The organism is Catenovulum maritimum (genome assembly GCF_001050375.1).
In the GTDB taxonomy this organism is placed as follows: domain Bacteria; phylum Pseudomonadota; class Gammaproteobacteria; order Enterobacterales; family Alteromonadaceae; genus Catenovulum; species Catenovulum maritimum.
Window position 1 is genome coordinate 394,450 of record NZ_KQ130482.1, and the last position, 14,501, is coordinate 408,950.

At 37.2% G+C, this 14,501-nt stretch carries 7 protein-coding genes; 6 read left to right on the forward strand and 1 reads right to left on the reverse strand.

The genetic code is table 11. The annotated features are described in order from the left end of the window. Positions 1-54: 54 nt before the first annotated feature. Entirely contained in the window at positions 55-2,271 is a 2,217-nt protein-coding gene (locus tag XM47_RS01420) for a PQQ-dependent sugar dehydrogenase (protein ID WP_048688543.1), read from the reverse strand. A gap of 419 nt (positions 2,272-2,690) precedes the next feature. Between XM47_RS01420 and XM47_RS01425 the strand changes: the two genes are divergently transcribed. The 6 genes from XM47_RS01425 to XM47_RS18670 all read left to right on the forward strand — a co-directional run bounded on the left by XM47_RS01425 (position 2,691) and on the right by XM47_RS18670 (position 14,423). Continuing rightward, positions 2,691-2,972, forward strand: coding sequence for a putative quinol monooxygenase (locus XM47_RS01425; protein WP_048688545.1), 282 nt, complete (start codon positions 2,691-2,693; stop codon positions 2,970-2,972). 40 nt (positions 2,973-3,012) lie between these two features. Continuing rightward, on the forward strand, positions 3,013-4,239 hold the full coding sequence (locus XM47_RS01430; protein WP_048688547.1) for a hypothetical protein: 1,227 nt from the start codon (positions 3,013-3,015) through the stop codon (positions 4,237-4,239). A gap of 167 nt (positions 4,240-4,406) precedes the next feature. After that, positions 4,407-6,293, forward strand: a complete 1,887-nt coding sequence (locus XM47_RS01435; RefSeq protein ID WP_048688548.1) for a CRTAC1 family protein — start codon at positions 4,407-4,409, stop codon at positions 6,291-6,293. A gap of 187 nt (positions 6,294-6,480) precedes the next feature. Then, complete coding sequence (locus XM47_RS01440; protein WP_048688550.1) at positions 6,481-8,898, forward strand: PAS domain-containing hybrid sensor histidine kinase/response regulator; 2,418 nt, start codon at positions 6,481-6,483, stop codon at positions 8,896-8,898. A 127-nt stretch (positions 8,899-9,025) separates the two neighbouring features. Then, positions 9,026-10,756, forward strand: coding sequence for an ABC transporter substrate binding protein (locus XM47_RS01445; RefSeq protein ID WP_048688553.1), 1,731 nt, complete (start codon positions 9,026-9,028; stop codon positions 10,754-10,756). Positions 10,757-10,967: 211 nt separating this feature from the next. Further along, entirely contained in the window at positions 10,968-14,423 is a 3,456-nt protein-coding gene (locus tag XM47_RS18670; protein WP_053084490.1) for a ThuA domain-containing protein, read from the forward strand. The last annotated feature ends 78 nt before the right edge of the window (positions 14,424-14,501 follow it).

Sequence of the window (14,501 nt, forward strand, 5' to 3'; positions counted from 1 at the left end):
ATGTGAATTATGAGCAAAGCGCACATAACAGCGATATGTGCGCTTTATGATTAGCTAATCACAAGTTTGAAGCGTGTTTATCCACTCTGATATTAATTGAGTCGCTGCTGTATCTTCTTTTAACCTTGCGATAGGTGGCATAGTTAGGTTTTGATCATTTGATTTCATTCGCATTAATAAAACGGAACTATCTGCGTCCCCTAGCTTAATTAACTTAGCGCTATCATCTCCTAGATTCGTTAAAATAGGATCGGACTCACAAACATTCATGTTATTTAATGGAGTTGACATTCTTAAGTCCATAGTGGAACGATTGGTTGTGCCTGGTCGATGACAACCTGAGCAGTTTGAATGTAAATAACTTTTGGCTCTGTCTTCTAAGCTAACGGATGAATCATCTAAAGCAAACAATTTATCGGACTCGCTACTCCAAATTGGCTGGGAAAAATAACCAGCACTAGTTAAGTAATCAACTTGGTTCGCATTGATGTTTGGATCTTGTTTATTTAACTGGCTTACTTCTACACCTAAACTAAAGTTTGCTGCATTAGTATGGCAACTCCCGCACTGGTTTTGACTTGGAAAAGTATGTGTAAAACCATCTCTTTTTGTCGTTTTTCCACTTGATAATAAATTTGCTTCAGTTTGCTCTGAATTCCATTCGTAACTATAGCCTTGCCAACCCGTAGAATGATTCACTAATAGCCGAGTTTCTAAAAATGTATCACCATCGAGAAAATGTTTAATGAGGATACTATTTTCTGGGAATAAGAAGTCTCCATCTAACTGAACATCTATTTTTGTGTTGTTTGGAATCGCAAATGCTCTCTGCTTTAAAGCACCATCAGACCACAATGAATTGTTTATTGAGTATTCAAATACACCTTGAGCAGAGCTTTTATTGATAGGATCAAAACATCCGGTATCACTTAATTTATCTGGCATAGTGGCATTTACACCACCGCCTCCAGAAATTTTATACACATTGATACCTGTTTCTGTTTCATCGTCACTAAAAAATTGTAGTTGGTAAACTTCGCCATTGTTACCTTGTGCCATAGCCGCTATACCGTGGCTTGAGATTAAACTTGATTCATCAGTTCCGACTAACGCATCTGCAGCCACTTGCCAGAAATTGCCGCTATATATATCACCAAATATATATTGGCCGAATAAACTCGGTGATTCGGTACCGCGATAAACATAGCCGCCTACGACAGACACGCCTGAATCTCGCCCGTAATCTGAAATGGGCAGTTGGTAAGCCGATTGGTCACAATTCGCTTGGATACAATGGGCTCCTTCCATGATAGGCCAGCCGTAATTACCACCAGATATAATTCTATCTATTTCTTCGTAACGGCTATCGCCTACGTCACCAACCCAAGGTATACCTGTCTGGCTATCGATGCTAAATCGCCAAGGGTTACGGAAGCCATAAGCAAATACTTCTGGACAATCACTCGTGCGAGTATCTTCAAAGTGCTGGCAAATCGCTTGCCCTGTATTGAACGGGTTATCGTTTGGAATGGTATAAGGGTATGTGTCCACATCGATCCTGATTAAACTTCCATAGAGGTTATGTAAGTTCTGCGAATGAAAATCCATTTCACTATCGCCAAACGAGGCGTATAACATTCCATCATTACCAAAAGCGATATCGCCACCATTATGGAAGGGGATTGGTTGATCAAGCGTGAGTATGACTTTTTCGCTATTGGCATTTATTTGCCAATTAGTTGTGTCGAAATTAAAAGAAGAGAGTGTCGAACGTCCTTGATTGTTAATATCATTATATAAAATAAAAACTCGATTCTCGGCTTGGCCAAAATTAGGATGAAAGGCAATGCCTGTCATGCCCATTTCGCCATTGGTTGATACTTTACTGCCGATATCTAGTACTTGATTAAACTGAGTCACATTATAATTATTCTCTATGTGGAAGACTTTTCCTGAGCGGTTTAGTAACAGCCAATAACTATTATCGTTTTGAGGTTGAACCATCGCCAGCACATTCGGTATAGCAGGTAGATTAGGGAATGCTTTGGTTTTTGTTGGAGAGCCTGTTGTCACTACGGCAGCTGGTGGGACACAAGAATCATTATTTAGTCTTACTGCATGTTCAATCGCGGGGTTTTGTGGTGGAACCTCCACTGGCGGGTCTGGTTGTTCTGAATCATGATTAGATATCTCTATTTTGGTATCATTACAAGCTATTAGAGTTAACGATCCTATTAGCAGTAGACTAGAATATGTTTGTTTTATATTCACAGCAATCTCCTGTTTCTGTGTCCTTGTTTTAGGCTAGAAATTATTTTATTTATCTTAATTATTGAACCGAGCTCATTTTATATTTCCATTAGTCACTAAATCTCGACTGGAACAAATCAAGTTTGTTCTTGGCTTTAACAATAAGATCAAATCCTTATGCTTTAAAGATGAAATCTGTGAACGCTATAACAAAAGGAACTAATTACGCTTTGCTTTTGGTCACGAAAATACAAATGTGTGAACCTAGTATCAAATTATTTCACGCTAATTTTTGCTGTAGTTAGGGTTGCTAATACTTATTCGGTTGTTTAAACATATACTTGATTTTCTTTCTCTCTATGTGGGAAGGTATGTCCAACAATCGAGCTAATCTATATTACTTAGCATTTACATCCAAGGGTAAAATGAAAGGATAAAGTTTGGCAAAAATTATTTTACAAGGGCATATCTTAGTTCCTGAAAATGAGTTATTAGAAATAAAATCTGCGTTGCTGATTCATAGCGCTTTAACCCAAGCTGAAGCGGGTTGTATTATTTTTGAAGTTAATCAAGATGCAGAACAAGCTTGCAAATTTTATGTCTATGAAGAATTTATCAACAAGGCAGCATTTGATTTTCACCAAGCTCGAGTAAAGCAATCTGATTGGGGAAAACAAACTCAGAATGTTTCAAGACATTATCAAGTTAAAAAAGTTGATTAATTGCGCTATTGGTAATTAACATTAAATACAAGGACGTATTATGCGACAAATTAAACTCGTACTCGCATTTTTGGTTACATTAGGATTCAGCTTGGTGTGGATTGATTATTTAACCCATAACCAACTTCTGTATGCCACTAAAGACTATTTCTTGCTAGAGAGTCAAGTGGATAATAAGCGTGTTGAAATCCCTCAAAGAGTCGTTAAACCAAAACCTGAATTTTCCAGCTTAGCGCTAAACAAAACGCCACCAGATAAACTTTCTTCGCACCAACAAAAATCACTCAAAGAATTGAATGAAGCTGAAATTTTAGTCCCACCAAGGGATAACCAGACAACAAAAACACATAAATTAAATCATGCGGATAATCCATATCTAGTTTGTACAAGATCAGGCAAAGAAGAAATTAAGGTTAAAAAGCATGGAGGTTTATATGTGTGGGTAGACGACAGTGGCGTTAGACATATTAGCAGCCAACAACCGGATTTAGATTTGCAAAAAGTTGAGTATGTCGGGGGAGAATCATCACTGGATTATTTTGATCTTAAATTAGATGTTACAGGCTTATCCGCACAGTTTAAACCGGAGTTAAGTGCTAAAATTACCCAGATATTTAAATACTACCACGCCCTTGTGGGTTTCGGTTTATTACAAAAAGTGTATATAGATCAACACATGTTTGCAGATAGAGTCGATTATTTAAATTTTGCTGAAGAAAATAGCTACGCTGATGCTGATAATGCTTCAGGTTTTTATTTACACAAAAGTAAAAAAGCGGCGATTTTGATGCAACACAGTGAAGCTAAAACATTAAGCGTCAGCTTACATGAGGCAAGTCACGCGATTCATCACGGTATATTCGGCCAACTTCCGAGATGGTTGAATGAAGGTCTATCTGAGTATAATGAAAACCTGTCTATTAGATACCAAACTAAGCATTTTTTACCGAATCCAAGTTGGTCAAACAATAATTACATTAGCGCTAAGCTATTACCCTTAAAACAGTTATTGAATGCCACTAAAACTGATTGGGATGGAGAGTTGAGACAATCTCTGTATGCAACGAGCTGGTCATTTATCTATTATCTAATGGATAGCCCAGAACGTAAATCTGCGTTAGCTCAGTTATTAATATACGAACAACAGCAAGCTTGTAGCCAAGTAGTTGCATCGGACCTAGAAAGATATTTAGCGAGATCACTCGACTTAATCCAGAGTGATTTTTCTACATGGCAAAGGCGTGCATTAAGGCAGCATCAGTTTTAATTTGGTGTGTTTTAAAATAGCCACAGAGTGTAAATAAAGTGTATTTTACTTGATTCATAAAACATATGATGTTTATATAGATTGTAATTGTTGTGTTTTCTGATTTGTTATTGGTTAGTTAAAACTGGCGGTAGCAACTAAATTGAAATTATAAAAAGTTAAATGTTATGAAAAATAATCAATTAAAATTATCAGCTGCTGCATTAATTTGCTCTAGTTTACTTACAGGATGTCAATCTACTCAAGTTGCCGATGAAGCTAACGAAGTAAAAGCTAATCAGCTTTTTGCTGAAGCGACTAAAAATTTTCCACGTGAAGAAAAGAATTTAAGACAGTGGGATGCACCCGTTGTTGCTGATTTAGATCAGGATGGATATCCAGATTTATTGCTAAATGATCATGGTTTTGCCATTAGAGTGCTTTGGAATAATAAGGGCACTTATACTAAGCCATATGATTTAATTATGGGTGACATGCATGGCATTTCAGCCGGTGATTTTGATTTTGATGGAAAAATTGAAGTTATTATTTCACGTGGTGGCGGCTCAGGTAGCAATGCTCGTAATTCTATTATCTACAGAGTAGACACTAACCGCCAGTTCTCAGTAGTTGAAGATTTTACGCCGCCATTGGCTTTTATGCGCGGGCGAACCGTCAAGTTTTTTGATGGTGATAGCGATGGTGATTTGGATTTAATTAATTTTGCTTTCCCTTCAAAAGAGATGAAAGGGCAAAGTGAAAATTATGTTTATGAAAACAAAGGCAATCGCGAGCTTGTCATAGATAATACATTACCGCCAGTTAAAGGCGATGGTCAAAAAACACTGCTAACAGACTTTAATAACGATGGCGTTGAAGACATGCTCATTTATGGGAATGGTCCGGTTAAAGCCTATCAAGGCAAAGGTGATTTAACTTTTGTTGATGTAACATCAGACATTTTCACAACTAAATTAACTCATGTTACGGCTATAGCTGAAGTCGATTATGACAATGACGGTGATTTTGATTTGTTCTTCACTAGAGGAAAAGAATTCACCGCAGGACAGAGTTTCTATAATGCCGATACCAAAATATGGGGTTATTACACTAAGCGTGGCGCGTTTAATTTTGAAGGCATAGAGGCTGGAGATATATTAAACATAGAAAATTTACAGTCACAATGGCCGAATAAAGACCTTTATCTGGGAGAGTCAGCATACAGTTATGAATTTCCTGGTGAAACACACTCTGGTCGAGATGTTAGATTAGTGAATAGCGATACATTAGGCTTTCCAGATAAATTAGATAAAAAAGGCACTTACATTGGCTATGTCGGAAATCGACAATGGCGTATTGCAGGCAATATTTGGTCGCCCTCTACAGGAGTAATACATAATGTAGATGCAGGTCCTGTGAGTGAATCTGATCCAGGCTTAACGGACTTATTATTACGAAATAACCAAGGTAAATTCACAGATGTAAGTCAGCAATTGAACTTAACTTTAGCAGAGCACTCGACAGGTTTGGCTATAGCCGATGTCGATAACAATGGCTATCAAGATTTAATCATTACTAAGCGTGGCAACTTAGTTGATCAAAATGAGCCGATTGTTTACTTAAATCAACAAGCTAAAGGTTTCACTCAAATCAAGCAACACGGCATATTGTCTACTGAATTAGGTGTTATTGGCATGGGCATTGAGCCATTGGATTATAACTTGGATGGTAAAGTAGACTTTGTGCTGGGTAATGAAAGGGGTAAGTGGCATTTGTTTGAAAATACAAACCAAGCAGCTGAAGCCAATCATTTTATTACAGTACAGCTAGGCAGTGGCTTAACGACTCAAGTGACAGCTTTAGGTGCTTTAGTTAAAGTGACGGCATGCGGTAATACTCAAACTAAACGACTAGGTTCAACAGGTGCTAATTACTCATTAAGTTTTGATCCAAACCTTCACTTTGGTTTAGGTCAATGTACTGAGCCAGCGAGTATTAATGTGACATGGACGAATAACGAAACTTACCAAACTCAGATCACAGAGTTTAATAAAGTGATTAAAATTGGAAAATAGTGAGTAGCGGGCGTTTAACCTAAGCTAAATTCGTTATCTATCTACAAGCCTCTAGCCTCAATTGCTAGGGGCTTTTTTATTTTTCCTATTAATACGTGTATTTTAGTTCTAAGCCGAAGTTTTCACAAAAAATTACAAACTTAATACTATACTGACCAGTAATGGAAAATTTTAATAGCTTATATCTATGGCAGAGTTGACTCGCTCACTGGAAGAAAAAATTTCGGATCTAGAATCACAGCTAAAAATAGCTAATGCAGAACGTATTAAATATAAACAATTGTTTGAAGCATCGGGTGATGCGCTCTCTATTATCGACTTAAGTACGGGAAAGTTTACCGAGTGTAACCAAGCTGCTGTTGATATGCACGGGGTAAAAACCAAAGATAATTTTTTAAACCTTACGCCTGCTGATATATCTCCCGAATTTCAGCCATGCGGTCATTCTTCACAAGAGCTAGCCGAAAAGCACATACAAAATTCTTTTACTGAGGGACCACAACTTTTTCAATGGCAGCATTGTAGGTTAGATGGTTCTAGTTTTCCCTGCCTAGTATCACTCACAGCACTACCATTAGAAGATCAAAATTTAATTCTAGCTATTGGCAGAGATATTAGTGAACTGGTGGAAACTCAAGATCGTTTAGAGCGAGTTATTTCAGAGAAAATGCACTTTGAAACTGCGTATTTAGAAGAAAAAGAGAAGTTTGAGAAATTTGTCAATCTAGCGCCAATAGGAATCGCAATAAATAGACTTGAAGATGGCGCATTTGAGTATGTTAATAACGAATTTAGCCGCTTTACGGGTTATGAGGTTGATGAATTAAATACATTGGATTATTGGCAGCTCACACCTAAAAAGTATGAAGCGCAAGAATTTGAACAGTTACAATCGCTTGCTGAGTATGGTCGCTATGGACCTTATCAAAAAGAGTATATTCATAAACAAGGACACACTTATCCAGTCCTATTATCTGGGATTAAAATAGCCAAAAACGATGGACAGGAATATATATGGTCAGTTGTCCAAGATATTTCTCAGCAAAAACAGATAGAGCAACAAATCCAAGTCGCTTGGGAAAAAGCTGAATCTATGGCTTTTAGAATGAAACTCGCTAATGATTCTGCTGGAATTGGTGTTTGGGAGTGGGATGTACTGAGTAACGAATTGATCTGGGATGATTGGATGTATACGCTTTATGGCGTATCAAAAGCTGAATTTTCGGGCGCTTATGAAGCCTGGGAAAACAGTGTTCATCCTGATGATATAGAAGATGCGAAAACTAAATTGTTTGAAGCTGTCCAAGGTTGTGGAATCTATAATCCAGAATTTAGAGTTATACATCCCAATGGTCAAGTGAGAACATTAAAGGCGAGTGCTGAAGTCATTAAAGATGATAAAGGTAATACCTTAAAAGTCATAGGTGTAAATTATGACATTACAGATAAGGTTGAGGCAATAAAGGCGCTTAGTTTGGCCAAACAAGAAGCAGAAAGAGCAAGTCAAACCAAGAGTAAATTTTTAGCCAATATGAGCCATGAAATCCGCACACCAATGAATGCGGTTTTAGGTGGCTTGCAGTTGTTGAATAATCAACAATTAACTCAAGAAAACCAAACTATCTTAGATAATGCATCATGGTCTGCTAAGTCTTTGTTAACTATAATTAATGACATACTTGACTACTCTAAAATTGAAGACAATAAATTAAAATTAGAGCAAAAACCTTTGTCTTTAATAAAGGTGTTAGATTCTGTTAAGTTCGATATGGCAATACCAGTAAACAATAAAGGCATTGAGTTTGTTAGTATTATTGATAACAATTTTATCGATGGTTGGGTTGGTGATATTGTTCGAATAAAACAAATTTTACTTAATTTAGTTTCAAACGCGGTCAAGTTTACTGAGCGAGGCAATGTCAAAGTAGTATTAAGTTGTATCCAGTATCAAGAGCAACAGGCAGTTTGCTTTAAAGTGATAGATACCGGCATTGGTATGAGTAAAGAAGTCCAAAATTTGATTTTTGAGCGTTTTTCTCAAGCTGATACTTCAACAACTAGGAAATTTGGTGGTACTGGGCTTGGAATGTCGATCACCGATAACCTTATAAAAATAATGGGTGGGACGATAGAGATAGAAAGTGAACCAGGAAAAGGAACCCAAGTACAAGTTATATTGCCCCTAGAGAAAGCCGAGCAAGCTAGTATTAAAGAAAAGCACACCTCAGCGGATATACCAAATTTAGCAGGAAAGAAAATATTGATAGCTGAAGACAATGAAATCAATCAAATGATTTTGGAGTCTATGTTAAAAGTTACTAAGGCTGAAATTACAATCGTAAACAATGGTCAATTAGCTGTTGATGTAGCTAAAAAACAAGACTTTAATATTGTTTTGATGGATATTCAAATGCCGCAAATGGACGGTTTAGAAGCCCAGCAAAAAATCAGACAAATCAAAAAAGATTTGCCTATAGTTGCCTTGACGGCAAATGCTATGTTGGAGGATGTAAAGCTTTACCTTTCGCAAGGCTTTGTTGAGCACGTTAGCAAGCCTATTGATATCCAACTCTTATATGGCGTTTTAGAACACTATTTAAACTAAAGATTTACAGCTGGGCTTGTAAAGAGCGGAAGTATTCGAGAGGTCATTGGTAAAAATCACCGCAAACGAGCAACTAAGCTCTAATTGTTATCTATACTTATAAGAGTTTTCGTGTATCGGATTGCTCATGATTTTTCGTCGATTTTTTTCTGGTTTTTTGTGTAGTCTCTTGTTCGGTTTAGCTGTATTTCAGCTAGAGTGTTATGCTGCCGAAAATAATTTTCGAATACTTTTACTTAATTCATACCACCCTCAATACCAATGGACAGCCGATTTATCTGATGGAGTTAAATCTGAACTGTTAGGGTTTATTCCGCCAGAAAATTTACATATAGAATATATGGATGAAAGACGCTTTGTCTCTGATCCCGATTACCATCAAAAAATATCTCAATTATTGGAATATAAATATAGAAATTTTCCAATCGACTTAATTATTTCTAGCGATGATGCTGCCTTCTACTTTTTAATTAAAAACGAATTTAATTTTGCGCAAGATAAGCCCGTCGTCTTTGGTGGGGTTAATGTACTTGATGTCAATGTATTACAAGGGAAAACTAACTTCACGGGTGTGTTAGAAGGGATGGAGATTAAAGACAATATTAACTTAATTCAAAGCCTGCAACCTGAAGTTAGCCGCGTGATATTACTTGCAGATAAGAGTGAATTAGGCGTTAGGATGCGACAACAAGCTATCCAAGATATAAAACTAGTTAATAATTTACTTCAAATAGAAATTTGGGACGATTTCAGTTTTGACTATTTATTGAAGATGGCAGCACAAATGCCGCAAGATACCGTTTTTTTATTACTTGCTATACATAAAGATAATCAGGGTAGATACTTCTCGTTTGAACATGAACTCAAAAAATTGACAGAAATTAGCCGTGTGCCTGTTTATGGTATGTGGGGTAGCGTCATGATAAATCAGGGCGTGATAGGCGGAATGATGAATAACCCTTACCAGCATGGCAGTGAGTTGGCCAAAATAGCTAAAGAAATTCTAAATGGTCAGGCAGTTTCTAGTATACCCATAAAACAAAAATCCGAATTCGTGCCTACGTTTAATTATATGGTGCTTGAAAAGTTTAATATCAATAAAGATTATTTACCTGCTGGCAGCTTAATTCATAACCAACCAGATGGATTTTATCGTAAATATTCTGTCTTAATTAACCTGACGCTTTTCATTGTTGCGCTCTTGTCAGCAGTTGTTGTGATCTTATCTTTTAACATTAACCGCAGAAAAAAAGTTGAAGCTTTACTAAGTGACCTAAACCGAGATTTAGAACAAAGAGTTAAAGCCCGAACTAAAGAGCTTGCGAGCAAAAATGTAGAGCTCGAAAGTATGATGCAAAATATGAAGTACTTGGCAAATACTGATGTGTTAACTGAGCTACCAAATAGAAGAGCGGGGATGAAACGATTACAAAAATTACAACAAAGGTATTCGCACTCTCGATTTAACCTATCCGTCGCTATGATAGACATAGATTATTTTAAAAATATTAATGATTGTTTTGGCCATGACATTGGTGATCAAGTACTCAAGCAAACAGCGGATGTCCTACAAGACCTGATTCGTCCCTCTGACTTTGCTATTCGATGGGGCGGTGAAGAGTTTTTACTGCTTTTACCCAATGCAAATACCCAAGAAGCCTATTTGATATGCACCCGAATCCAAGCTGGGGTTAAGAAAATTGTAATGGCAGATAATTCCTATATTACATTAAGCATAGGCCTTGCTGAACATTTAGCTTCTGACAATACAGAATCCTTACTAAAAAGAGCCGACGAAAATCTTTATTATGCTAAAGGTAATGGCCGCAATAGAATTGAAGCTGAAACAAGGAGCTAGTTTGATTTAGCTCTAAATGCTTCTAAGCTCTGATTTTCTGACTACGAACTAGTTAATGTCATTGACAGTGATTAGCTTCAATTTAAAACATTATATTTACAATTATTTATCAAACAGGATTGCTAACATGAATAGATTCGGTTAATTTAATCAAAAAACAGCTTAATGTCATTTGGACTTAATCTGAATAATAAATATGTTAGGACAATATATGCATAAAAAGTATTTAATCGGCAGGGCTGTCAGTGTAATTATCATCACACTTTTATTTGTATCTGGATGTAAGCAAGAAAGTAATAGCCAAGTCTCGAACCAGACTGAAACGATTAATCAGCCTAATAAACTATTGGCGTTTTCTAAAACAACAGGTTGGCGGCATGACTCTATTGCAGCAGGCATAAAAGCAATCCATCAAATTGGGGAGGCGCAAAACTACCAAGTTTTAGCAACTGAAGATGCGGCCATTTTTAATGATCGAGATCTTTCCAAGTTTAGCGCTTTAATATTTTTAAATACCACAGGTGATGTCCTAAATGATGAGCAACAAGTTGCGATGGAAAGATATATCCAAGCAGGAGGTGGTTTTGTTGGTATCCATTCCGCAGCAGACACAGAGCACGCGGGTGATTGGTATTGGTATAGAAAACTAGTCGGTGGTGTATTTAAAAGCCATCCTAATATTCCATCGAATGTTCAATTAGCAGAGCTAACCGTGGTTGATGACAAGCACCAAGCTACTCACTTTATGCCAAGTCAATTTCAATATGCTGATGAATGGTATGACTATAAGGATTTATCAAAATTTAGAAATGATTTACTTAGCCTAGATGAAGATAGTTACCAAGGTGGTTTATCAGGCCATTATCATCCAATTGCTTGGTATCAAGAATTTGATGGTGGTCGGTCCTTTTATACTGGGATAGGGCATACGGCAGATAATTTTACCAATCCATTTTATCTAGAGCATTTATTAGGCGGGATAAAATATGCGATTGGTGACAATGTTCAGTTAGATTATTCAAAGTCAAAACCTGAGCATAATCGATTTGTTAAAGAGGTTCATCTTGAAGGATTAAATGAGCCAGTCAGCTTTAGTATGACAAATGATGCTAAAACTATTTTGTATATAGAGCGAAAGGGCGGCATTTTTCAATATAACCTACAAGACAAGTCAGTTATTAACTTAGGTTCAGTACCGGTTTACTCAGGTAAGAAAAATAGTGAATTTGGTTTAATAGCGATTGCGCTAGATCCTAACTTTGATCAAAATCAGCAAGTTTATTTAATGTATAACAAAGTGTTAGAACAGGATAAATTAGTACAAAGCATTTCTCGTTTTAAGCTTTCAAATCAAAAAATAGATTTATCGAGCGAACAGGTGCTACTTACAATACCTTCGGATAATACTTGTTGCCATACAGGTGGCAATATGGAGTTTAACCAAGCTGGGGAGTTATTTATTGCGGTCGGTGACAACACAAACCCGTTTAACTCTGATGGCTTAGGGCCAACCAATAATAAAGCCGAAGAAGCCGTTAACGACGCTTTACGTACGTCAGCAAATACCATGGATTTACGTGGTAAAATTTTAAGAATTGTGCCAAATAGCGATACAGGCTACTCAATTCCAAAAGGAAACTTATTTACCGACGCTGAGCAAGGCAGAGCCGAAATTTATGTGATGGGAACGAGAAACCCGTACACAATTAGTTATGACGAAGCGAGCAAAGCACTCTATTTTGGCGATGTCGGTCCAGATGCCAAAGCCGATGATCCAAAAAAAGGCCCTATGGGTTACGATGAAATTAATAAAGTGACGCAGGCGGGTAACTTTGGTTGGCCTATGTTTATTGCAAACAACCAAGCCTATCGTGATTATGATGAAACAAACGACAAGCTAAAGGCTTGGTATAATCCATTAGATCCAATTAATAACTCACCTCGAAATACTGGATCTCATAAACTACCTCCAGCGCAGCCAGCTTTAATTTATTATCCCTATGGTAATAGTGAAAAATTTAAAGCCTTAGGTGCGGGTTCTAGAAATGCCTTAGTTGCAGGTGTGTACAGGCAACCAACAAGCACAGAAGCTGGCATAAAAAGTTATCCCAAATACTATGACGGTAAATTATTTATATCAGACTTTATGCGGCGTTGGCTGAAAGTTGTCACGACTAACTCTGCCGGAAAAGTGATTAAAATTGATAACTTTGCACCGCAATTAGAACTCGCCGCGCCAATTGATCTTAGCTTTAGTGCAAACGGTGAGTTATGGGTACTTGAATATGGCTCTAAATGGTTTAAAGGTAATGACGATGCTAAGTTGAGCCGAATCGTTTATACCGGAGATGGTAATCGAGAGCCAATTGCTAATATTCAACTAAAACACAGCCAAGGTGCTGCGCCTCTGTTGATTAGTGCCGATGCTAGTTTATCAAAAGATTTAGATGGTGATGCTCTTACATATGGCTGGAGCCTGCAAGCACTTAGCGCTGAGCAAGTTAAACTGGGTCAAATCTTAGATTCAGTTGCATTCAACCCAGAAAAAGTCATTTCAAATCAAGCAGTTTTATCCACTCAAATTCATCAGCCAGGTCAATATGCACTTATTTTAAAAGTAACAGACTCGCAAGGTGCTGATGCATACAGCAAAAAATTAATAGAAGTTGGCAATGATGTACCGGATATCTCAATTAGTATTTCGGGCAATCAAAGTTTTGTTTGGCCTAATGAGGCTAAAGCATATCAAGTGGTTGTAACGGATAAAGAAGATGGGTCTACCGAGAATGCCTCTATTACTGCTGATGCTGTCAATGTATTAGTTCGAAAACAACAATTAAACAAAGTTAAATTAGGTCATCAAATCCCTAGTGATAATCAAATGGGGAAAGATGCGGTTAAACAATACAATTGCCTTGGCTGTCACCAACTCAAATCAGCATCAATCGGCCCTTCTTTTAACCAAATTGCGGATAAGTATACTCAGCAAGCTCAAGCAAACACTATTATTAGCCAGAGCATTGCGCAGGGCAGTCGTGGTAAATGGGGGGACCATCAAATGCCCGCACATAATTTTTTAAACTCAGAAACTAGGCAAGCGATCGCACAGTATATTTTATCTTTCACATCGCCTGATCCTAGCTTACCGCTGACCGGCCAATTTAAAGTAACACAGCCAGCCGACTATAAATTAATGGTGGAATACACAGACAAAGGGGCAAATAATTTAGCGGGTATTACTGCTAAAGCAGAATATCTTTTGAGGTCACCGATATTAAGATTATCGGACTTAGTCAATCGTCAGCATCCAGCAAAATCAGTTCGAGTAAATGATGATGCGAGTGTTAAGTTCATAGGGGAAGCTAGCTATTTATATCTAGGTAAATACGATTTAACCCAGATCAACTCGATTAAGCTAACGCATAAAATCAATCAATCCTATCAGCAAAAATCAAAGTTTGAAATTAGAGTTGATAGCATAAATGGCGATTTGATTGGTCAAGGTCAATTTAACTTATCGGCTGCTGACTCTAGTAAACAATCTATTCATACCAGCAAAATAACGCCCTTAAATCAGACAAGAGAGCTTTATTTGTTAGTAAACAGTAAGGCGGACGATAACTTGGTCAAGCCAATTCAAATAATTTATATGGAGTTTAGCCAGTAATAAGAGATTACTTAGTCCGGTTAGCAGCGTTGATACCCTAGCCGGGCCTTATTTTACTTTACCTTTAATCTGTTTTAT